Raw genomic sequence first — 19,648 nt, forward strand, 5'->3', positions numbered from 1 at the left:
AATTATTTGATTGTATTAATTATCGGCTCTAGCATGGTTCGTCACAACTTCTCCACCCGCACGAGGACGTCATGCACATCGCCATCCTGACCTTTGAGGGCTTTAACGAACTAGACTCGCTGATCGCGCTAAACATCCTCAACCGGGTCAAAAAGCCCGGCTGGCGGGTTTCGATCGCAAGCCCGTCATCGAGGGTGCGGTCGATGAACGGCGTGGCGCTGGAGGCGCAAGCGTCGCTGCAGGACGCATGCGAGGCCGACGCGGTGCTGGTCGGCAGCGGGATAAAGACCCGGGACGTTGCTGCCGATGCCGAGTTGATGTCGCAGCTAAGGCTCGACCCGACGCGCCAGTTGCTCGGCGCGCAGTGCTCGGGCACGCTGATACTTGCGAAGCTGGGCCTGCTGGACGACGTTCCGGCGTGTACGGACGTGACCACCAAACCGTGGGTCGAAGAAGCCGGCGTGGCGGTGCTCAACCAGCCGTTCGTGGCGAAGCAGAACGTCGCGACGGCAGGCGGGTGCCTGTCGTCGCAGTATCTGGCGGCCTGGTTCATCGCGCGTCTGGAGGGTGTCGAGGCTGCACGCAACGCGATTCAATATGTCGCCCCGGTGGGAGAGAAGGAGACCTACGTGACGCGTGCAATAGCGAACATCTCGCCATTCCTCTAAGGAAATACAGCATCTGAAAACTGCGCATCGCGTACCTGGAATCGAGTACCTGGACGACACCGCGCCCCCAACGGGAAAAACCCACAGTGCGAGGGGCCCGCCTGGCTAGGCAGCTTGCTGCCTTGCAACCCGGCGGATGGTCTGGGGAGGTTGGCCCAACGTCCTGACGAATGCTCTGCGCATCCTTTCGGTGTCGCCGAAACCGGTCTCCCTGGCGATGACTGTAAGTGAGAGCTCCCCAGCGTCGACGAGGCTGCGAGCGACATCGACGCGCAGTTTCTCCACTGCCTGCGCAGGAGACTGTCCGGTCTCAATCTTGAAGATTCGGCTCAGTTGTCTTGGGCTCACATGCGCGGCGTCAGCGATGACCTCCACGGAAAGATCCAGGTGAAGGTTAGCTCTGGCGAATGAAAGCACCTTCTGTATGCGGTCTGATCTGGGCTGAAGCTCCAGCAGCGCCGAGAACTGGGACTGGCCGCTGGTACGCCGGTGGTAGACCACCAGTTTCTTCGCCACGACCTTCGCCACCTCCTCTCCATGGTCTTCTTCGACCATGGCCAAAGCCAGGTCGATGCATGCGGTCATGCCAGCCGATGTCCACACGCCGCCGTCATTCGTGAAGATTCGGTCCGGCAGAACCTTCACGTCCGGGTGTCGCCGCTGAAGCTCCTGAGCCGCGGACCAGTGGGTCGTTGCACGGCGGCCGTCGAGGACCCCTGCTTCCGCGAGAATGAACGCGCCGGTGCAGATGCTGCCCACTCGCCTGCAAGCCTGTTCGGCGCGCTTCAGGAATGACCTCATCCTCGGTGTGGAAGTCGGGGCGGGGATGGCGCCGAGGACCAGCAGCGTATCGAACGCGGCGTTCCGGAACTTGCGCGAGTCTACCGTTGCGCCCGAGTAGCTTGGAACCGGCCCCCCGGCTTCGGACAGCCGGACTTGCCGATACGACTCGTACCCGAGTTCCTTGTTCGCCAACTCGAACACGGCAATGACGGCGAGGTCGAGGATCTCGAACCCCGGGAAGAGCAACAAGGCAACGGTCTTCATAGGATGTCCCAAAATGCAGATATCGGCAATTTGAGCCAATCATAGTCCTGCGCCAGCAATGATGCAATTCCGGGACATGTCCGAAAGCATTGGTTGTCCTAAAACATCGGATTTACGTCTTTCAAGCCATCGTCCAGGGCCTTACGATAGGCATGTCGAAAGAGCGTTCATCTTCCAGGGAGATTTCACATGATCCAGAAGCAGTCAAAGGGCACCGCCGTGGTTACCGGGCGCCAAGCAAGGAGTATCGAATGAATAGCATCGTACTGGCCTGTACCGCTGCCCTTGGCCTCCTCCTGTTCGCTCTCGGACTCTCCATTTCTATCCTGCGCTTTCGCGTTGGCGTGCTGAGTGGCTACGCACCTGAGCCTGATCAGTTGCTAAGCAAACTGGTTCGCGCTCACGGCAACACCGCCGAGTACGCTCCATTCTTCGCGGTGCTCTTTTTGTACCTCGGCTCTCAGCATCCGCATCACTGGGAACTCTGGTGCATGGTAGGCGCAACTGCCTGCCGCTTGCTCCTGGTGGTCGCGCTAGTTGCCTGGCCGTCCATGTCGAAGCCCAATCCAGCCCGAGCGATCGGGGCCCTGGGAACGTACGCTTTCGGGGTGGCCCTATGTGTTGCATTGCTCAACGGCCACTAGTCCTCTGGCCTCGCCGGTCATCGCCGTGCCGACGATCACCCTTGAAGGCGACGCGAACGGCGTTTCGCATCCGGAGCCTGAGGCGTATGCGAAGAAGTTCGTCGGCAAATACGCGCACCGCAGCATCACAGGTGGAATCGGTCACAACCTGCCGCAGGAAGCCTCCAAGGCCTTTGCGGACGCAGTGATCGAAGTCGCAAGCTACTAAGCGTTCACGTGCCGCGCCTTAAGGACAGAAATCCAGCCGGCTTCTCGACCGACAGAGGTGGTGCCGGTCATTTGACCGACCCGGTTCCGCGCGAGCTGCCTGCGATGCTACCTGCTCACTCCACACATTTGGTAAGGATTCCATCATGTACCTTCTGTTGAAGAGATATCTCACGTCCGCGCTTCTGCTTGGCAGCGTGTTCGCGCTGCACGCGGCCCATGCTGCCCCGCCGCAGGACCTGAAAGGAACGAACGTCGTCCTTGTGCACGGGGCTTTCGCTGACGGATCAAGCTGGGATAGGGTGATCCCGCTGCTCGAGGCGCGTGGTCTTCATGTGGTTTCAGTTCAGAACCCGCTCAGCTCGCTCGCGGATGACACGGCGGCAACGAGGCGCGCAATAGAACAGCAAACTGGCCCCGTTGTGCTCGTAGGGCATTCGTGGGGCGGTTTCGTGATCACTCAGGCTGGCGACGACGACAAAGTCAAGGCGCTCGTGTATGTAGCCGCTCTCGTTCCGGACAGCGGCGCATCGGTCAACGACATGATGAAAAACCAGCCGGCCCCGGTCTGGGCAGGCGAACTGAGGAAAGACTCCGCAAACTTCCTGACGTTGTCCACCAACGCGGTGATCAATGATTTCGCCCAGGATCTGCCGACGGCGCAAGCACGTGTCCTCGCGACGACGCAAGGACCGTGGTTCGCGGGCTGTCTGGACGACAAGGTGAGTATCGCTGCGTGGCACACGAAGCCGTCCTGGTTCGTGGTCGCCGACCAGGATCGCATGATCGATCCGCGCGCAGAGGAAGCAATGGCAAGGGAGATCGGCGCAACGACGATTCATGTCGATTCGAGTCACGTCGCAATGCTGAGTCATCCGAAGGCTGTTGCCGATGCGATCATCGCGGCGGCAAGCAAGGGGGTTGTGACGAAATAAGGAACGTGAAGCGGACGAGATAGCCAATAAATTGTGTCTTCTAATTTATCGTTAAGATTACTAAGTTGATGTAGGAGTTTGCGTGTTAGATATTATCGATCCCCATGCGCCGTCGCGTCGTCGTTTTATTGGTATGGCAACGGCGTCCCTTGCTGCGGCCTCACTGAGCCGGTATGCCTTTGCGGAACCGAGTCAATCCATTACCGAAGTTGCCCCAGCAGGGGGCGGCGACAAAACCACGATCCGTCCACTTCGTGTGCATGTGCCGGAATCACAACTCGTCGATTTGCGCAGACGCATCAAGTCGACACGTTGGCCGGAACGCGAAACGGTCACGGATGCATCGCAAGGCGTGCAGCTTGCGACGATGCAAAAGCTCGCGCAGTATTGGTCGACAGATTACAACTGGCGTAAGGTCGAAGCGAGATTGAATTCGCTGCCGCAATTCGTCACCGAGATCGATGGGCTAGACATTCATTTTATCCACGTTCGTTCGAAACATCAGAATGCGTTACCGGTCATCGTCACGCACGGATGGCCTGGCTCGATCATCGAGCAGTTGAAGATCATCGATCCGCTGACCAATCCAACTGCCCATGGTGGAAATGCCTCGGACGCTTTCGACGTAGTGATCCCTTCGTTGCCGGGCTACGGCTTCTCAGGCAAGCCGACTGCGACGGGCTGGGATCCTGCACGTATCGCGCGCGCGTGGATCGCGTTGATGAAGCGCCTTGGATACACGCGCTACGTGGCGCAAGGAGGCGACTGGGGGAATGCGGTCACGGAACAGATGGCGCTCATCGCGCCGCCGGAACTGCTGGGCATTCATACCAACATGCCGGCCACCGTACCGGACGACATTGCCAATACACTGAAGTACGGAAATTCGCCGCCGGCCAGCCTCTCGCCGGATGAGAAGCACGCGTTCGATCAGCTCGACTACTTCTACAGGCACGGTCTCGGCTATGCGCAAGAGATGGCGAACCGTCCGCAGACGCTGTATGGGATCGAAGATTCGCCTATCGGCCTCGCTGCATGGATGCTCGATCACGACGCCGCGAGTCAGGCGATGATTGCCCGCGTTTTTGAAGGTCAGAGCGAGGGCCTGACGCGAGATGACGTGCTCGACAACGTCACGCTCTACTGGGTGACGAATACGGCCGTTTCGTCGGCACGGCTGTATTGGGAGAACAAGTTAAACTTCTTCGCGCCGAAGCACGTTGCGATTCCCGTTGCCGTCAGCGTGTTTCCGGATGAAATCTACGCAGCGCCGCAGAGCTGGACGGAGCACGCTTATCAGAAGCTGATTCACTATAACCGGCTTCCGAAAGGCGGGCACTTTGCGGCGTGGGAACAGCCGCAGGCGTTCACGGAAGAAGTTCGCGTGAGTTTCCGGACGCTGCGCTGACGTTTCAAAGCGAGGAATATCTGCGACGGGGCGCCGCGAGGCAGACCGTTTGAGATAAGTGCATCATTCGTGCCCACGCCGTCACAAATGAACAACGAATCGATGTCGTTCGCGGTTAGTCCCCAAACGGGTTGCCGGTGTCTGTGTCTTTCACTTCGGTATTGAGGTTGTATTCCGCACGCACGGCCTTGAGCACGCCCTCGATGTCGCGCTCGAAGCCGACCGCGTTGCCGAAGTGGGTCATGTTCCAGTTGCAGCCCGTCTTGTCAACCTCTTGCAACTGCGGCCGCGGCACACGAATCTTCACGCCGTCCTCGACGATTTCCTGCAGTCGATGGATTCGCCGGTTGACCTCCTGCTGAAGCTGCGAGGCATTGAGCGTCTTGCGTATCATCCAAGTCTCCTTCCGGTTGCCCAAACCAGTCTAGCGCAAGTGAGGCGTTCCGCGACCTGGCACTGAAATGCAAAGTGCCTGAGAGAGCAGGCGCCTTGGTTCGTCGAGATGCGTCAGTAAGTTTCTCGCTTGTTGCCTTCTTCGCAGCGACCTTCTTGAGAGCAGAAACGGCCTTCTTTGTAGCCGGAGACTTCGCGCCAATTCACGCCCCACCCTTGTATGTCGCAACAAAGCTCGCAAGGTCGCCCCAGTTCGGCGAAGACAGCAACTCCGGATGGTCCTGTTGAACCTTAAGCGCGACGCTACGAAAGGCTTGTGCGCATGCCGAGAAGCAGGTCGGTGGCGAGAGGGGAGCCGGTACAGGTGAGTTGCTTGCTATGGGGACATTTAGCTTCGGTGCAGAGCCCGGCGTTCTGGTTTCAGAAAGAGCGGAGCTGAGTTTCGAAAGTTGTTTGCGTGCGCTGACGGGAGCAGAGTACGTGCTGCCAGCGTTGAATTTATCTGCGAGAAGCTGGAGTATCGACGTATGGTCCAGGTTACCGGAGAAGACGCCCCCGGGCGCGACATAGGGCGAGACCAGGAATGCGGGTACACGCAGCCCAGTAGTTTCAAACTGATAACCGGCGACCTCAGTCGAAATGTTGAGTGGGCTTACGTGGTCGAAAAATCCCCCGTGCTCGTCATACGTGACAATCATCAGCGTCTCATCCCATCGCTCGGACGCAGAAATCGTTTGATAAATATCGGCAAGGAACGCTTGCCCTGGGGCGACGCCAGTAGGCGAATGGTCGTCATTCGGGACCCCGTGCGGCCCGTCCGTGTATTCCGGCTCGATGAAAATGACTTGAGGCAAATTGCTACTGTTCGTCCAGTCTGCCTTGAAGCGCGAATACCGCCTGAACCTCCCTCCATTGCCATCCAGCGGCAAGGCAAGCGAAGTTACTATCTCAGGCAACCACTTGGGCATCAAGCTGAAGAACGGGAAGAAGCCTCCCGACTGGTAGACACACCAACTTGCGCCGTGTGTGGTCAGCCAGTCGTAAACAAGGGACTGCTCGGGAAGAAAACCAGAAACATTGTCGCTAATCGCACTCTCTCCCGCCATTGCCATCAGGCGATTTGCCTGGGTTCCCGTCGGAAGTGGCGCAAACCAGCTATCGCAGATCGTGAAATTTTTTGCGAAAAAATCATAAGTAGGCAACGCACCGGCCGTGTAGTAGCCCATCACCATCGATAGGTCGGCTGGCGCAGGGTTTCGTGTCGCATAGCTCGCGACGAATCCACCCAGTTCGGGACAGCCCCCATTCGCGCACGGCGTGTTTATTTGCATCGAAATCGGCGTGCGGTCATGCGGCGGGTCGGGGATAAGTTGGGTCGACGGCGAAAGCGCATGTAGGGCATACGTTTTGTCGCCGTAGAGGTTCGTGAAGTTCTGTCGCCAGGTGGGGTCGGCCGAGAGGCCGTTGACATCCTTCCCGTTGAGGCTCAGGTAGCCAAGAACGTGGTCGAAAGACCTATTCTCCATCATGACTATGACGATGGTCTTAATGTTGTCAACGGACATGCTCCCTCCGATATAACGGCATCAGGGCGACGAAGTCGCCTACGAATGTCCCAGCCCGAAGAAATCACCGGGGGCACGGCACGGGAGGTCTCGTGACACGAACCTGTTTCCTACCCAGGTCCTACAGCGCTAGCCGGGAACCGGATAGGTCAAACGTTCGCTACAGGGGGCTCGCACCTCTGACGAGGCTCGATACCAAAGGCTTGCTTCCGGCTAGACGTTAAGGCTAGTTCACGTCACATGACTGTTCAAGTTCAGTTGCGTGGTAGCGTTACCCCGTTCACTTGCCACACGGCACAACGCAGGTTCTGAAGGCGTATCGCCTACGCGGTACGCCTTCAGGAGTAATCCCATGTTACGAATCTCGCACCGCCGTTTCACATGTGTCCGACATCGCTCCTTACACTCCGAGCCGTAGTCACTGACATTGCACTCAATGTGCGAGGAGTAGCGAACATGAACAAGAAAATTCTCGGCGCAGCGCTCGGTCTGGCAGTACTGGCAGCATCGACGGCAGCATCGGCACACGTCGACGTCGCCATTGGATTGGGCATCCCCGGAGCCGTCTATGCGCCTGCAGAACCAGTGTACGCACCGCCACCGCCCGTTGTGTATGCTCCCGCACCTGTCGCCGTCGCGTACGGCGGTGGTGACGACTGGCGAGCCCGTGAATGGCGCGAACGTCGCGAGTGGCGTGAACGTGAATGGCGCCGCCAGGAATGGCGTGAGCACGAGTGGCGCGAGCATCGTGATTGGCGCGGGTATTGAAACGACGCCGCAAGCCGCCGCATCTGAAAAATCCAATCTCTGAGTAACTTCGAATGAAAGCTAGCCCGATAAGAATCGCCTTGATTGCAACGACGCTGGCCTTCGCAACGGCAGGCTCGGCAAACGCCGCAGGCTGCCTCAAGGGCGCGGTGGTAGGTGGGGGCGCCGGGCATTACGCGGGGCACCACGCTGTGGTTGGTGCTGTCGGCGGCTGCATGGTCGGCAGGCACCTTGCGAAGCAGCATGCGCAACAGCAAGCCGCGCAACGTCAGGCAGCACAGGTGCAATAAAACCTCGTCGGCTTGGTGTCGCCGACGGCGAAGCCATCGAGATTTTCTACGGCACCGAGAGTCACACGATTTGCGGTTCAATTAACCGGGTGATAACGGGCAACGGCACGCCGCGCGTGTTCCGCGGCGCGGCGCTGGGCCGGCATTTCCAGGAGCTTCCTCTGCTGACCCGCATGACCGTTGAGGTCATGTCACTCATCTCTATCCGGATTCGCCCCGCCCCGAACCTGTGGCACGCCGCCGCGTTCGCTATGGAAGGACGTTAATTGTGAAAAAACGTGAACTATCCGCCTGAGATTGGCTTGGTGTTGATAATCGTCGTTTTCGGTGAACTACCCGCGCTTCGAGCATTTTCTTGTCATAACTGTAGAAATCGGTGAACTATTGCTTTGTCGATAGCGATTGGGCTATAATTGTAGAAATCGGTGAACTATAGATCGATAGCTCGCCACACTGCGATTATTGTGAAAATCTGTGAACTATGGCCCGAACACTACCTCGCGCAATCGATGCTCTCGACCCAGTCGTGCACGACCTTCCTTCGCTCGGGCGTCTCGTGCGCAATCAGCGAGCAAGAAACGAGTTGCGCATCGATGACGCCGCGGACCAGGTCGGCGTAAGCCACAACCTCCTTTCAAAGGTGGAGCGCGGGGAATCCGTTGGCCTGGAGAAGCTGTTCAAGGTGCTCGAGGGACTGGGCCTGAAGATGCTTATCCTCACGCCCAGCGAAGCAGAGGACGCAGTGAGGGCGCTCAGGCCTTCGGCTGGGGAGAGCGTCTGATGGAACATTTCCTCCGCATTTCGACAAACGGTGACACCGTTGGCCACCTCGGCTTCGATGCCGTGCAGAACCAGTACAGCTTCCGCTACGAGCAAGCCTGGCAAGACCGGCGGAGCGCTTTTTCGCTCTCGCCGCACATCCTTCATACGGGGGAGGCGCCGGCGGCCGGCGCGGTGCAGCGGTTTCTCGGAAACCTGCTGCCGGAAGGTCGCGCGCTCGAAGTGGCCGCGGGCTTTGCGCAGATGTCCAAGGACAATATCTTTGGCCTGATTCGTATGCTCGGGAAGGAGCCGGTCGGCGCGTTCAGTTTCACTGCCGCCGAAAACGAGGCAGCCGGGGAGGTGCCCGCCGATGAGCCCATCCGGCGAGACATTCCTGTTGAAGAGTTGAGCCAGCGAATCAAGGAGCGCGAGCAGATTCCGTTTCCCGTCTGGGACAAGAAAGTGCGCCTGTCTGTTGCGGGCTACCAGGACAAGCTGCAGGTGATGGTGGAGGGCAATCGCATCTCGCTGGTTGATGGTTCTCTCAGCTCCACGCATATCCTGAAGCCGGAATCGCGGAACACGGCTACGCCGTTCATGGTCGCCAACGAGCATTACTGCATGACGCTTGCCGCACAGATGGGGTTACCGGCCGCACCGGTCGCCATCCGCCGCATTCCTGAGCCAATATTGCTTATTGAGAGATTCGACCGGGTAGCGCAAGTCGACGCGGATAATCCAGGGCAAATCAAGGCGGTCGGCCGAGTGCATGTCATCGATGGCTGCCAGGCATTGGACCTGCCGTCGCAGTTGAAGTACGAGCGCAATTATGGCCGTACGCTGGATGTGCGAAACATCCGGGAAGGCGCGAGCTTTGAGAAGCTGTTCTCGCAACAACACTTCGAACTTCCAGCGCACGCCCGGTCATTCATGCTCCGGTGGGCGATTTTCCAGTTGCTCATTGGCAATAGCGACGCACACGGGAAAAACATCTCGTATTTCGTCCGCCGCACGCGCCTCACACCCGCGCCGCTTTATGACCTGGTCTCGGTGAGCGCCTACGCGGACAACGCGAACGTGGACCAGGAAATGGCTATGGCTTATGGGGATGCGTTCCTTCTCGAGGAAATCACCCCGTTTGAGCTTGCTCTGTTCGCACAGAGCACCCGCACACGGCCGGCGCTTCTAGCGCGGGAGCTGGAGCGCATGTCTTTGGCTGCCTTGAAGTTTGCGCCCGGGCTTGCGCAGTCCGAGGTGTATGTCGGTGACGACGAGCGAGCAAGGGTGCGAAAGATTTCCGACTTCATTTGCGCGCAGGCAAACAGGCTTTTGCAGCTCGCACCTGAAGTGTCCAAGGTCAATCCGGACCTGCTTTAAGAATGGGAAGACCGCAGATCCGCCTTACCTCTCGACCTCAGAATACGCTGCGGATTCCGAGGCGCCCAACTGCCTGCTTCTGATTTCCAGACGGATTGAATCCAGCGATCTGAGCAACCTGCGCATCTCCTGCTGCTTTCCGGAATACACCCAGCACATACACCGACGATAGGCCGGATTGCGATGACGCCGAACGTGCCGAATGCGGTGCCAGGGCATGTCGAACTGATGCTGGAGGTCCGCAGCGACAGCGACGCAATCCTCGAATGTTTTCCGGAAGACCTGATGGCCGGCGCCACGGCTGATCTCGCTGAATTGCGCGTGTCCGCAAGCGCGGCGCATGTCAGTCGCGCCAAACCAACCGACTGCCAGCCGCTTGTGATGGATGCCGTCGAACGGGCAGCGGGGGCGTTGGGATACGCCACCATGCGTCTGCCGAGCGGTGCGGGGCACGACGCGGTGTATGTCGCGCCGACCGGCCCTATCGGGATGATCTTCATCCCGTGTCTGAACGGGCGCAGTCATTGTCCGGAGGAGTGGATCGAGCCACAGCAGTTGCTCGACGGCACGCGGGTTCTTTACCAGACGATCCGTGAGTTGGATGCTGCGTTGTGACGGGTCACTGCGGTCATGGTCGCAGCGGCAACTGGACATGCAGCGAACGCCGTGGCCCGTCAGCCTGCGGACTTTCTATTGCCGCGCGACCGGCGTGAATCCGTAACGTGTGAGTAGGGATAGATAAACCCAAAAATCAAAACAATACAGTAACAAAAACTGGCTTGAGCTGGATACGATAGTGGAAAAAGCTGCCTATTGACCGTAACACTGGTCTTTACCAACGGGCATCCATTCCCTTTCCAAACCAGCTCTCAACGCCTCCTATGCCACGCCCGATCGTTGCACAGATTCATCCCGCCGCAGTCAGCCACAACCTCTCCATCGTCAAGCAACGGGCATCTCGATCACGGGCTTGGGCCGTGGTCAAAGCCAACGCATATGGACACGGAATCGATCGCGTTTTTCCGGCACTCGCGAATGCCGACGGCATTGCATTGCTCGATCTCGACGAAGCAGTCCGTGTGCGTGAGTTGGGTTGGACCAAGCCGATTCTTCTTCTGGAAGGCGTGTTCAAGCCAGGTGACGTGCAAATCGCCCAGCAGTTCGATCTTTCCATGGCCGTGCATTGCCGTGAGCAACTCGATCTGTTGCGCCTGTCGTCGTCGCATGAGCGTGTCAACGTGCATCTGAAGATGAACTCCGGGATGAATCGCCTCGGATTCCGGCCCGACGCGTACCGCACCGCGTGGGAGCAGGCCAGATCGATTCCGGGTATTGCGGACATCACGTTGATGAGCCATTTCGCGAATGCTGACGACGGCGACGTGGCGTGGCAGATGGATCGCTTCGATGCGGTGACTCAAGATATACCGGGTCAACGAAGCCTCGCGAATTCAGCGGCCGTTTTGTGGCATCCCCAGGCGCATCGTGACTGGGTGCGACCAGGTGTCGTGCTGTATGGCGGTTCGCCCACCGGCCAGTCGCGTCACATTGACGACGTGGGCTTGCGCGCTTCGATGACGCTCAGGAGCGAAGTGATCGGTGTGCAGTCATTGTCGGCGGAGGAAACGGTTGGGTACGGCCGTGCCTTCGCTGCGAACCGCGAGATGCGCATTGGTGTGGTCGCATGCGGGTATGCGGACGGATATCCACGGCACGCATCGACGGGTACGCCAATCGCAATCGACGGCGTCATGACGCAGGTGGTGGGCCGTGTTTCGATGGACATGCTCACTGTCGATTTGACACCGTGCCCGCGTGCGCAGATCGGCTCAAAGGTCGAACTGTGGGGGGAACAGATCAAGATCGATGACGTCGCTCACGCTTCCGGGACGATCGGGTACGAACTGATGTGTGCGCTGGCAAAACGGGTGCCCGTAGAAATAGCCTGAATGACCGCCTCTCTCGCCGGAGCGTGAAGCAATCCGCAAGAGATACTCACGTCTTCGGACGAGAGGCGGTGCCGCATTGCCTGTTGCACAGGCGTAATGCTGTCTAATAAGGGTGTCTAATAAGCCAGCGCCATTGCGTTGTAACGGACGTTTTGTGTTTACGTAATAATTGCGAGGCGTGTCCGATTCGATCCACTAACCATTAAAAATGCGTAGGTCATGGCTTTCAGCGAACCAAGGTCTCCATTTTTCAAATGGGTGGTGTCCTCCGCTCAGAACCTGAGCGCCGACAATCGGCAAATATTGCTTGCCAACCTGTTCACGCGAACCGCATCGATTGTCTTTGCGTCGATCTGCGAAATCAGTGTCTGCGCAACCGCTTACTATCTTTATCCAAGAGCCCTTTACGCGTGGTGGGGCAGCGCCGTGGTCGCGCTGCTGATGACGCGTCTCGCGTTGATCTGGCTGTGCTGCGAGCGCAGTGCCCGCAACCTGCCCACCCCTACCTCGGCTTTTCTCTTTGCCAGTCTTCTCTGGGCGGCCCTGTTCGGCTTTGGCACTTTTTTGTGCAATACCAGCGGAAATCAGACACTTTTTCTGCTCGGCAACGTTTGCGCGGTGGGTGTGATCGGCGGATTGGCCGGACGCAACGCAGGCACACCCAGGCTGGTGCTTCTCCAGATATCGTTCATTCTCGGGCTGTTGGGTTGGGGGGCGGCGCTGTCTCCCGGCTCCGGCAAACTTGTGCTGCTGTTTCAGGCGCCGTTTTGCGCGGCGGGTTTCTTTACTGTGGCATTGCGCAGCAATCGCGACACCGTTGCCTTACTGCTGGCGCGCGAAAGCAGTCATCGGCTGGCTCACCAGGACAGTCTCACTGGCCTTCCTAACCGCGCCCGCATTACCGAGCTTCTGCTGGAACGCACTGCGGCCGGCTCGTTACGACTGAATCATCGATTCGCGGTTCTACTGATCGACCTTGACGGCTTCAAGGCTATCAATGACAGCCTGGGTCACGCCGCCGGCGATCAGATTCTTCAGGAAGCGGCGATTCGATTGCGTGAAGTACTGCCGGCCGGCGATCTGGTCGGACGCCTCGCCGGCGATGAGTTTGTCGCCATTACCGACGGCACGGCGTTGACCCGCGACGTCCATTTGCTGGCAGACCGTATCGTCAAAACGCTGGCGCGTCCTTTCACACTCAGCGAAGCGTTGGTGCATATCGGTGCGAGCGTGGGCGTCTCGCTCTATCCCGAGCACGCAAAGACAGGACCGCAATTGCTGATCTGCGCGGACCGCGCGTTGTACGCCGTCAAACGCAGTGGCAAAAGTGCCTTCTCTATCTTCGATGCCGTCAGGCACGCCTCCGACGAAAGTTTGAGCCTTCTGCGAAGCGATCTGGAAGGGGCGATGCAGTCTTACAGCGATCTGCGCATGGAGTACCAGCCGATCGTCGATCTCGCCGACGATACGATTTCCGGCCGCGAGGCGCTGCTTCGCTGGACGCATCCGACTCGCGGTGAGCTTTCTCCTTCCGCATTTATTCCCACAGCCGAACGTACGGGCCTCATCCTTGCACTCGGCGAGTGGGCGCTGCTGCAATCCTGCACCGAAGCTGCCACGTGGCGTGATGCAGTGAGCGTCGCCGTGAATGTTTCGCCGGTGCAATTGCGGGAGGAATCGTTCGCGTCGGCGGTTGAGGCGATCCTCGGCAAGACGGGATTGCCGCCCGCGCGCCTGAATATCGAAGTCACGGAAACGGTGTTGTTGAGCGACGATATCGTCACCCGGCACAACGTCGAGAAGCTTCGCGCATTGGGAATCGGCCTCGCGCTCGACGATTTCGGCACCGGATTCTCGACCATGTCGACGCTTGTGCGCTTCTCATTCGACAAGCTCAAGATCGACAGTTCGTTCGTGAAGGAGTCTGTGCATCGACGCGAATCCGCGGCCGTGGTTCGCGGGATTGTGGCTTTGGCACGGGAAATCGGCATGCCCACCACGGCGGAAGGCATTGAGACGCAGGAGCAGTTGAATTTCGTGCGCGTCTGCGGATGCACGCATGCGCAGGGTTTTCTTCTGGGAAAGCCGGTCCGGGGTGAAGAGATCCCGCACCTCGAAAAACGGCTCGCTGCGCATTCCGCGGATAAGGCTTGAGAGATCTTATCGACCGGCATGATGCCGATTTCCGCGGCGTTGGCCGGCTAGTTACGGGGCAGGGTGACGTATGAAGCTGGCGAAGCAAGATGGCCTCGGTGCTGCTGCCGGAGAAGCAGTGCCGGGTGTCAGCGATGGACGCGCGCGCTTTCAGTATTCCAACAGGCCTGCTGCCTGGGAGGCAGTAAGGGAAGGCGGTGCTGGTGCAGAGGCAGCATCCATACCGATGCTGCTGCGTAAGCAGCAATTCAACTTTGGATACCACAACAAAATGCATCGGAAGTCGCGGTAGATGTTCAGAATACGCTTTTGAGGAAGAAACCCTGATCGATGCCGTTCAACGCCCGTCAGCCGACAGAGGACGGTCCACGCCCGCACGTAGCGGAGTGAGTGTCCTTGACCATATGAATTCGACCTACGTACTGCCGGACGCGCCGGCTTCTCTGCCACCGAGCGCGGAGGCATCGGTCACTGAAACGCCGCTGCAGATCGCGCAACGGCTCGCGATCACATTTAATCACGTGTTGCCAGACCGGCCAGCCATCGCGCGAACGGAAGTGCCGCCTTTGTTGACGATGCCCGACAAGCGCACGCTGACCACCTCGATTCGCGCGACCGTCCAGGTCTTCTCGGACCCGCAATCGCTGGCGTTACTCGAACGTATTCGCATGGTGGCGCCGAGCGACGCTAACGTGCTCGTGATCGGCGAGACAGGGACGGGTAAGGAGTTGGTCGCGCGTCATGTGCATAACCTGAGTGCTCGCAAGGACGGCCCGTTTGTGGCGGTCAATTGCGGGGCTTTCTCCGAGTCGCTGGTGGAGAGCGAGTTGTTCGGCCACGAGAAGGGCGCATTCACCGGCGCGTTCTGCGCCAAACCCGGCTGGTTCGAAGCGGCGAATGGCGGGACGCTGTTTCTGGACGAGATAGGCGATCTGCCGCTATCGATGCAGGTCAAGCTGCTGCGCGTGTTGCAGGAGCGTGAGATCGTGCGGCTCGGCTCGCGCCGGAGCATTCCCATCGACGTGCGGGTGCTGGCGGCCACCAATGTGCATTTGCAGGACGCGGTGGCGGCAGGCCATTTCCGCGAGGACCTGTTTTATCGCCTGAACGTCGTGCATCTGGCTGTACCGACGCTGCGCGATCGGCCTGGCGATATATTGCCGCTGGCCCGCTACTTCATTGAAGAGTATCGGAACCGGTTGGGCTACGGTCCCGTCGACATCGAGCCGCGCGCGGAGCGAAAGCTGCTGGAACATAGTTGACCCGGCAATATTCGTGAACTTGAGAACGTCATTCACTACGCGTTGTTGGTGTGCCGCAGCGATTCGCTGGGCGAGGGCGATTTGCAGATGTCGTCGTTCGGGATTCACGCCGCGCGGCGAGCGGCCAGTGAACCTGTTGCGTCTACGCCGTTGGAAGGACTGGAGGGGGCATTGCGCCATCTCTTCGATCGCGCGGAAGGCAATCTGTTCGAACAGATCGAAGACACGGTGATGCGCGTGGCGTTCGACTTCTGCAACCGGAATCAGATTCAGGCGGCGAGGCTGCTGGGCATTAGTCGCAATGTGTTGCGGGCGCGCTTGATTCGGGCGAAGCAGATTTCCGCGCAGAAGTAAGCTCACATGCGTGATAGCGGATAGTGGGCGCAGTCCTGCCTTTTGCGTGCATTTAGAAGTCAAAGCAGACCGGCCGCGAGACCAGTCCGCATGTCGCTGCGTTGTTGCTGTGTATCGCCGCGTTCGCGGCGGTAGCGGACTATGCCGCGGTTCTGCTGTTGCCGATCTGCCAGACGAAGGGCGGCTCTTTGCGGTTGATTTCCCAGTCGCCCACAATCCGCTCCTTATAGATCAGCGGATTGTGCGACGCTGCAGTGCGCGCGTTTCGCCAGTGGCGGTCCAGTAGTTTGTTCTCGCTTGTGCCCGAAGCACCGAGTGCATTGAACAGGTCGGTGGTCGCCTGCAAAATCAAACTGGCCACGGCGACCTGGGCTTTTGCCGATTCGATTTCGGCCGCCACGTTCGCTGCGTGTTCAACATCGCGGTCCGCGCCGAAGCGCGTTTCGTACGCTCTTTGTGAGGGTTCCGCGGCTCGCACGGCCGCGGCCTCCGCCGCATACACGCGTGCCGCTATTTGCCCGACCACCTGCTGCACCTGGGCGTCTTCGCTGACGCGTGGCGCGTTGCCGTGACTGTACACCCGGGTGCGTTTGCGCACTTCATGCGAGATGTCACGCAATGCGGCGCGCCCAGTACCTGCGATAACCGCGATCAGCACGAGTTGATAGAACGCTGTCTGGTATTTGAAGCGCGTGGCGAAGTCGATGATGTTCTCTTCGTCGACCACGGCGTTTTCGAATACGGACGTCCCGCTTCCGGTGGTGCGCTGACCGAAGCCATCCCAGTCGTCGCTTTGTTTGACGCCTGGCTGGTGCGTGCTCACTGCGGCGATGACGTCGGCGCCGTTGTCGTCGCGCTGGGCGTAGACGTCGATCCAGTCGGCAAAAATGCTGCCCGTGCTGTAGTACTTGGTTCCGTTGACGACCCACTGATTGCCGTGGCGCGAGACACGCGTAATCACGTCGCCGATCTTGACCGCGCCGACTTCGGTCCACGCATTGCCGACGATTTCCCCCGCCACGAAGCGTTGCAGCCATTTTTCCTGTGCAGCGCCGGGTGCTGCGTTGATTCTGTCTTCGACGAAGGCGAAGTGGCCACGCAACGCTTGCGGCAAACTCGAATCGGCCTCGGCCAGTTCGATCAGGAGTTGCACGAGTTGCGGAAGCGACGCGCCGGCGCCCCCGTATTCGCGCGGCACTCTGACGGCGCCGAACCCGGCTTCCTTCAACCAGACAATCTGCTCGTACGGCAGCGCGCGAGTGCGTTCGCGTTCGAGCGCACCTTCCGCGATCCGATTGAAGATCGGCCTGAACCTGGCAGCCAACTGTTCATAGTCTGTGCCGTACGAAAGCGGAAGTTTTTCACGCGGGTTTTGTGATGTCATGCGCCTGCTCTAAAGTCGATAGGTGGGGTAAGGCAGAGCGACTGAGCTCTTGACCATATGGACTACAAAGCACGAGCTATGCCATCGAGGCGAGCGTCCTGCCGCGCTGCTCTATGGGTAGGGTCGGGGTTTCAAACTGCTGGATTGAGAGCAGTATGCTGATGGACTGCTTGTCTGACAGCAGCTTCAGGTCGATGCGCCCGCTGAATCCAGCGGGCGCCGATCATGGCGGCCTGCTCTTACTGACGCAGTTCCGGCGAATCCTGCATAGCTGCCTGCAACTTCTGCACGGCGTCAATCGTCGCGCGCTGTGCGGCGAGACCGAAGTTGCGCTTGAATTCGCCAAACTCTGCGTGGCCGTTGCCCGTCACTTCCTTTTTCGTCACGAGCTTGCCGGTCGGATCTGTCACGGTACACACGAGCGTCACCGAAAAGTCGGTCGGCGGCCAGGTCAGGAGGCTCGGCGACGAAGATGTCGTCGAGATGGTCGGCGTGACGACATAGCTCAGGCTTTTTGATTGGAGGGTTGCCTCATCAGGCGCGGCATTCAGCTTCACAACATTGCTGAACACCTGGCTGAGTTCGACGTAGATCGGGAGTTCCAGATCACGATATGGTTTGTAGGCCACCTTGTCGCCACCACCGCCTGGCGAGACGACTTCCTTTGCGCGCAGTTCGTCGGTAATGACGAGCCCAACCGTCTTGTTGATCGGCTGCGTTTGAGCCGTCGACGTTGCTGCGGTAGTAGACGCTGTGAGCGCTGCCGGGTCGCCGGAGATGGTGATGTCGTGTGCGCAACCTGCGAGCGACGCAATGGCGCCGGTGACCGCGATACTGCGAATAAAGTGCATCAGCTTCATGATGATTTCTGCTCGTTGAGAAAAGAGGGATTAATGGATGGCTTGCATGAACGCGGGATCCGCATAGAGCGACGCGAGCAGTTTCTGGACGATGAGCGGATACTCCTGGGTCGCCCGCGGAATCGCGATCGCGGCTGCGAACGACGAATCCCATTGCGTCGTCGCGGTTTTCACGCTGTCGTATCGCACCTCGGCGCCACGCTTGACGATGAAGCGCGCGGAGATCGTGCCCGTGGCTGTTCCGATGTTGGCATCGACGTTATTCTTCAGCAGCACGCCGCTCAGTTCGACCTTGGCGTCGGGTGAAAGCGCACGGCCGATCGTCAGTTCCTGCTGTAGAGCACTCGAAAGGTATTGGGCAAACGAATCGCCAACGGGCGAGCGCATGCTATTCGCACGCAGTTGTACCGATGAGTGATTGCCATCGGTTGGGTCGTTAGTGAAAGCGCCGAGACGCGTTGCCACGGGAGATGCGTTCTTCAGCGTCTGGATATTGTCGACGGAAGCCGAATAGGGCGGCGCGACAACCGAGCAAGCGGCGAGCGCGGCAATGGGGACTAAAAGGAGAATCCTTCGCAGAGCAAACATGGGCTTCTAATGCCTCTTTGGTTATGGTCAAAATGAGGTGGCCGACCGCCTCGACGCTTACGTAAAGGCAGTTCACCTGTTATCGGCAAGTCCGGAGAAAAATTGACAGAAGAGTTATTCTCTTTTTGTAATTGAAAGCCGTCCGTAATACTATTATGCGAGATGTATAGGCGGAGTAATTCAGCATTAACCGGTCCATGCCAAGAAATTGGACTACTGCCAATAGCACTGACTCATCTCCGCTAGCGCGCGCTCATGATTCGACACCGAGGTCCACATGGAACCCACATGGCAATTCCAGCTAAGAATCACCGTCTCACCTGAACTTGCAAACGATCTGCGCACTGACCCGGCAGGTGCTTCGCATGCTGCGCTTCGCAATGTGCTGCGCCAGCACAACGCGACCTTGAAATGTCAGTTCGACGCTTTCGCTGACTACGTGAGTGAAGCGGAAAAGCAGGGCTTGGAAAACTATCCGCTTTATCAATGGACCCGGCAGACAATCGAGAACCCGGAGAAGAAAGCGAAGTACTTGCAATCGTTCACTGTCTACGTGAATGGCGACGAGATATACGGCAAGGAAATCGCCGACGTGATCGAAGCTGAATTGACGGCACTCCTCAGTGACGATGGCATTAAAAGCATCACCCGGTTCGATACTAATCCCGCGAATAACCCGCAGCCGCCCAAGCGCTAGCAATTACACGTAGTCCATCTGCTTTCCAGCACGACACTCGCATGTAATAAATCGAAACTATTGTCTCGGCACCGCTTGCGCCAGAGCGCGGCGGTTGCTGACGCGCGATCGCGTCCGTCGTTCATTTCCACGGAGACTTCCATGCCGACGTCGGCATTCCGGCTTTTTGCGCTCGTCTGTTCTATTGCTGCGGCAGCGCTGCTCAGCGCATGCGGCGACGGCGTATCGTCCACGCCGGTCAAGGCAGCATGCGGCAACGCCACCGTCGCGAATGCGCGCATGAGTTGCCCGCCGGGCTTCGTCCCGCCCGCCTCCTGAGTCCAGAATTCAAATTAG

19 protein-coding genes and 4 pseudogenes are annotated in these 19,648 nt (G+C 58.9%); 16 read left to right on the forward strand and 7 right to left on the reverse strand.

The genetic code is table 11. From position 1 onward, the window contains the following. The first annotated feature begins 71 nt into the window (after positions 1 to 71). Complete coding sequence (locus tag P3T25_RS40135; protein WP_171928690.1) at positions 72 to 668, forward strand: DJ-1/PfpI family protein; 597 nt, start codon at positions 72 to 74, stop codon at positions 666 to 668. 105 nt (positions 669 to 773) lie between these two features. Here the strand turns inward: P3T25_RS40135 and P3T25_RS40140 are convergent, their stop codons facing one another. After that, positions 774 to 1,715 (reverse strand): GlxA family transcriptional regulator, encoded by a 942-nt coding sequence (locus tag P3T25_RS40140; RefSeq protein ID WP_154565743.1) that lies wholly within the window; start codon positions 1,713 to 1,715, stop codon positions 774 to 776. A gap of 251 nt (positions 1,716 to 1,966) precedes the next feature. Here P3T25_RS40140 and P3T25_RS40145 point away from each other — a divergent pair, with 251 nt between their 5' ends. The 4 genes and pseudogenes from P3T25_RS40145 to P3T25_RS40160 all read left to right on the forward strand — a co-directional run bounded on the left by P3T25_RS40145 (position 1,967) and on the right by P3T25_RS40160 (position 4,909). Continuing rightward, positions 1,967 to 2,359, forward strand: a complete 393-nt coding sequence (locus P3T25_RS40145) for an MAPEG family protein (RefSeq protein WP_429362798.1) — start codon at positions 1,967 to 1,969, stop codon at positions 2,357 to 2,359. 10 nt (positions 2,360 to 2,369) lie between these two features. Further along, positions 2,370 to 2,567 (forward strand): annotated as a pseudogene (locus tag P3T25_RS40150) (alpha/beta hydrolase); the annotation flags it as partial. 145 nt (positions 2,568 to 2,712) lie between these two features. Then, positions 2,713 to 3,501, forward strand: coding sequence for an alpha/beta fold hydrolase (locus tag P3T25_RS40155; protein WP_154565745.1), 789 nt, complete (start codon positions 2,713 to 2,715; stop codon positions 3,499 to 3,501). A 133-nt stretch (positions 3,502 to 3,634) separates the two neighbouring features. Continuing rightward, positions 3,635 to 4,909, forward strand: coding sequence for an epoxide hydrolase family protein (locus P3T25_RS40160; protein WP_408518372.1), 1,275 nt, complete (start codon positions 3,635 to 3,637; stop codon positions 4,907 to 4,909). A 115-nt stretch (positions 4,910 to 5,024) separates the two neighbouring features. On the opposite strand, the gene P3T25_RS40165 is transcribed toward P3T25_RS40160, so the two are convergent. Beyond that, positions 5,025 to 5,303, reverse strand: coding sequence for a hypothetical protein (locus tag P3T25_RS40165; RefSeq protein ID WP_266261369.1), 279 nt, complete (start codon positions 5,301 to 5,303; stop codon positions 5,025 to 5,027). A gap of 202 nt (positions 5,304 to 5,505) precedes the next feature. Next, the gene (locus tag P3T25_RS40170) at positions 5,506 to 6,867 is read right to left on the reverse strand and encodes an alkaline phosphatase family protein (protein ID WP_429362800.1); all 1,362 of its coding nucleotides are present in this window, start codon (positions 6,865 to 6,867) and stop codon (positions 5,506 to 5,508) included. 456 nt (positions 6,868 to 7,323) lie between these two features. Between P3T25_RS40170 and P3T25_RS40175 the strand changes: the two genes are divergently transcribed. From P3T25_RS40175 to P3T25_RS40190, 4 genes are all read left to right on the forward strand, one after another. Next, positions 7,324 to 7,635, forward strand: coding sequence for a hypothetical protein (locus tag P3T25_RS40175; RefSeq protein ID WP_154565747.1), 312 nt, complete (start codon positions 7,324 to 7,326; stop codon positions 7,633 to 7,635). Between the two features lie 53 nt (positions 7,636 to 7,688). Further along, positions 7,689 to 7,925, forward strand: coding sequence for a hypothetical protein (locus P3T25_RS40180; protein ID WP_154565748.1), 237 nt, complete (start codon positions 7,689 to 7,691; stop codon positions 7,923 to 7,925). A gap of 526 nt (positions 7,926 to 8,451) precedes the next feature. Further along, positions 8,452 to 8,706: a helix-turn-helix domain-containing protein gene (locus tag P3T25_RS40185; RefSeq protein WP_233465055.1), complete on the forward strand. Its 255-nt coding sequence runs from the start codon at positions 8,452 to 8,454 to the stop codon at positions 8,704 to 8,706. After that, positions 8,706 to 10,064, forward strand: coding sequence for a HipA domain-containing protein (locus tag P3T25_RS40190; RefSeq protein ID WP_154565750.1), 1,359 nt, complete (start codon positions 8,706 to 8,708; stop codon positions 10,062 to 10,064). Before P3T25_RS40185 ends, P3T25_RS40190 begins: the two co-directional genes overlap by 1 nt. 37 nt (positions 10,065 to 10,101) lie before the next feature. Here the strand turns inward: P3T25_RS40190 and P3T25_RS40195 are convergent. Then, positions 10,102 to 10,233 (reverse strand): annotated as a pseudogene (locus tag P3T25_RS40195) (porin); the annotation flags it as partial. Between P3T25_RS40195 and P3T25_RS40200 the strand changes: the two are divergent. The 5 genes and pseudogenes from P3T25_RS40200 to P3T25_RS40220 form a co-directional block, all read left to right on the forward strand. Then, positions 10,185 to 10,679, forward strand: a pseudogene (locus P3T25_RS40200) (M20/M25/M40 family metallo-hydrolase); the annotation flags it as partial. The pseudogenes P3T25_RS40195 and P3T25_RS40200 sit on opposite strands and share 49 nt — an antisense overlap. Before the next feature lie 266 nt (positions 10,680 to 10,945). Beyond that, entirely contained in the window at positions 10,946 to 12,013 is a 1,068-nt protein-coding gene (gene alr / locus P3T25_RS40205; RefSeq protein WP_154565751.1) for an alanine racemase, read from the forward strand. Between the two features lie 219 nt (positions 12,014 to 12,232). Next, entirely contained in the window at positions 12,233 to 14,167 is a 1,935-nt protein-coding gene (locus P3T25_RS40210) for a putative bifunctional diguanylate cyclase/phosphodiesterase (RefSeq protein WP_154565752.1), read from the forward strand. 70 nt (positions 14,168 to 14,237) lie between these two features. Continuing rightward, a complete protein-coding gene (locus P3T25_RS40215) occupies positions 14,238 to 14,459 on the forward strand; it encodes a hypothetical protein (protein ID WP_154565753.1) in 222 nt (73 codons plus the stop codon). 283 nt (positions 14,460 to 14,742) lie between these two features. Next, positions 14,743 to 15,783 (forward strand): annotated as a pseudogene (locus tag P3T25_RS40220) (sigma-54 interaction domain-containing protein). 139 nt (positions 15,784 to 15,922) lie between these two features. Here P3T25_RS40220 and P3T25_RS40225 read toward each other — a convergent pair. The 3 genes from P3T25_RS40225 to P3T25_RS40235 all read right to left on the reverse strand — a co-directional run bounded on the left by P3T25_RS40225 (position 15,923) and on the right by P3T25_RS40235 (position 18,615). Next, positions 15,923 to 17,167: an acyl-CoA dehydrogenase family protein gene (locus P3T25_RS40225; RefSeq protein WP_154565755.1), complete on the reverse strand. Its 1,245-nt coding sequence runs from the start codon at positions 17,165 to 17,167 to the stop codon at positions 15,923 to 15,925. 239 nt (positions 17,168 to 17,406) lie between these two features. Next, the gene (locus tag P3T25_RS40230) at positions 17,407 to 18,027 is read right to left on the reverse strand and encodes a hypothetical protein (RefSeq protein ID WP_154565756.1); all 621 of its coding nucleotides are present in this window, start codon (positions 18,025 to 18,027) and stop codon (positions 17,407 to 17,409) included. Between the two features lie 30 nt (positions 18,028 to 18,057). Further along, positions 18,058 to 18,615, reverse strand: coding sequence for a hypothetical protein (locus P3T25_RS40235; protein WP_154565757.1), 558 nt, complete (start codon positions 18,613 to 18,615; stop codon positions 18,058 to 18,060). Positions 18,616 to 18,892: 277 nt separating this feature from the next. On the opposite strand from P3T25_RS40235, the gene P3T25_RS40240 reads away from it, so the two are divergent. Both P3T25_RS40240 and P3T25_RS40245 read left to right on the forward strand, forming a co-directional pair. Continuing rightward, positions 18,893 to 19,312 (forward strand): hypothetical protein, encoded by a 420-nt coding sequence (locus tag P3T25_RS40240; protein WP_154565758.1) that lies wholly within the window; start codon positions 18,893 to 18,895, stop codon positions 19,310 to 19,312. Between the two features lie 141 nt (positions 19,313 to 19,453). Continuing rightward, positions 19,454 to 19,630 carry a hypothetical protein gene (locus P3T25_RS40245; RefSeq protein WP_166618301.1) on the forward strand — a complete coding sequence of 59 codons (177 nt, stop codon included), beginning with the start codon at positions 19,454 to 19,456 and terminating at the stop codon, positions 19,628 to 19,630. The last annotated feature ends 18 nt before the right edge of the window (positions 19,631 to 19,648 follow it).

Origin of the sequence: Paraburkholderia sp. GAS32 (genome assembly GCF_050434225.1) — a bacterium.
GTDB classification, from domain to species: domain Bacteria; phylum Pseudomonadota; class Gammaproteobacteria; order Burkholderiales; family Burkholderiaceae; genus Paraburkholderia; species Paraburkholderia madseniana.

Excerpts from the sequence above, each read along its gene's own strand:
- P3T25_RS40235 (WP_154565757.1), bottom strand. The coding sequence starts at position 18,615 with ATGTTTGCTCTGCGAAGGATTCTCCTTTTAGTCCCCATTGCCGCGCTC.
- P3T25_RS40190 (WP_154565750.1), top strand. The coding sequence starts at position 8,706 with ATGGAACATTTCCTCCGCATTTCGACAAACGGTGACACCGTTGGCCAC.
- P3T25_RS40240 (WP_154565758.1), top strand. The coding sequence starts at position 18,893 with ATGGAACCCACATGGCAATTCCAGCTAAGAATCACCGTCTCACCTGAA.
- P3T25_RS40140 (WP_154565743.1), bottom strand. The coding sequence starts at position 1,715 with ATGAAGACCGTTGCCTTGTTGCTCTTCCCGGGGTTCGAGATCCTCGAC.
- P3T25_RS40180 (WP_154565748.1), top strand. The coding sequence starts at position 7,689 with ATGAAAGCTAGCCCGATAAGAATCGCCTTGATTGCAACGACGCTGGCC.
- P3T25_RS40160 (WP_408518372.1), top strand. The coding sequence starts at position 3,635 with ATGGCAACGGCGTCCCTTGCTGCGGCCTCACTGAGCCGGTATGCCTTT.
- P3T25_RS40230 (WP_154565756.1), bottom strand. The coding sequence starts at position 18,027 with ATGAAGCTGATGCACTTTATTCGCAGTATCGCGGTCACCGGCGCCATT.
- P3T25_RS40170 (WP_429362800.1), bottom strand. The coding sequence starts at position 6,867 with ATGTCCGTTGACAACATTAAGACCATCGTCATAGTCATGATGGAGAAT.
- P3T25_RS40210 (WP_154565752.1), top strand. The coding sequence starts at position 12,233 with ATGGCTTTCAGCGAACCAAGGTCTCCATTTTTCAAATGGGTGGTGTCC.
- P3T25_RS40245 (WP_166618301.1), top strand. The coding sequence starts at position 19,454 with ATGCCGACGTCGGCATTCCGGCTTTTTGCGCTCGTCTGTTCTATTGCT.
- P3T25_RS40225 (WP_154565755.1), bottom strand. The coding sequence starts at position 17,167 with ATGACATCACAAAACCCGCGTGAAAAACTTCCGCTTTCGTACGGCACA.
- P3T25_RS40145 (WP_429362798.1), top strand. The coding sequence starts at position 1,967 with ATGAATAGCATCGTACTGGCCTGTACCGCTGCCCTTGGCCTCCTCCTG.
- P3T25_RS40155 (WP_154565745.1), top strand. The coding sequence starts at position 2,713 with ATGTACCTTCTGTTGAAGAGATATCTCACGTCCGCGCTTCTGCTTGGC.
- P3T25_RS40175 (WP_154565747.1), top strand. The coding sequence starts at position 7,324 with ATGAACAAGAAAATTCTCGGCGCAGCGCTCGGTCTGGCAGTACTGGCA.
- alr (WP_154565751.1), top strand. The coding sequence starts at position 10,946 with ATGCCACGCCCGATCGTTGCACAGATTCATCCCGCCGCAGTCAGCCAC.
- P3T25_RS40165 (WP_266261369.1), bottom strand. The coding sequence starts at position 5,303 with ATGATACGCAAGACGCTCAATGCCTCGCAGCTTCAGCAGGAGGTCAAC.
- P3T25_RS40135 (WP_171928690.1), top strand. The coding sequence starts at position 72 with ATGCACATCGCCATCCTGACCTTTGAGGGCTTTAACGAACTAGACTCG.
- P3T25_RS40215 (WP_154565753.1), top strand. The coding sequence starts at position 14,238 with ATGAAGCTGGCGAAGCAAGATGGCCTCGGTGCTGCTGCCGGAGAAGCA.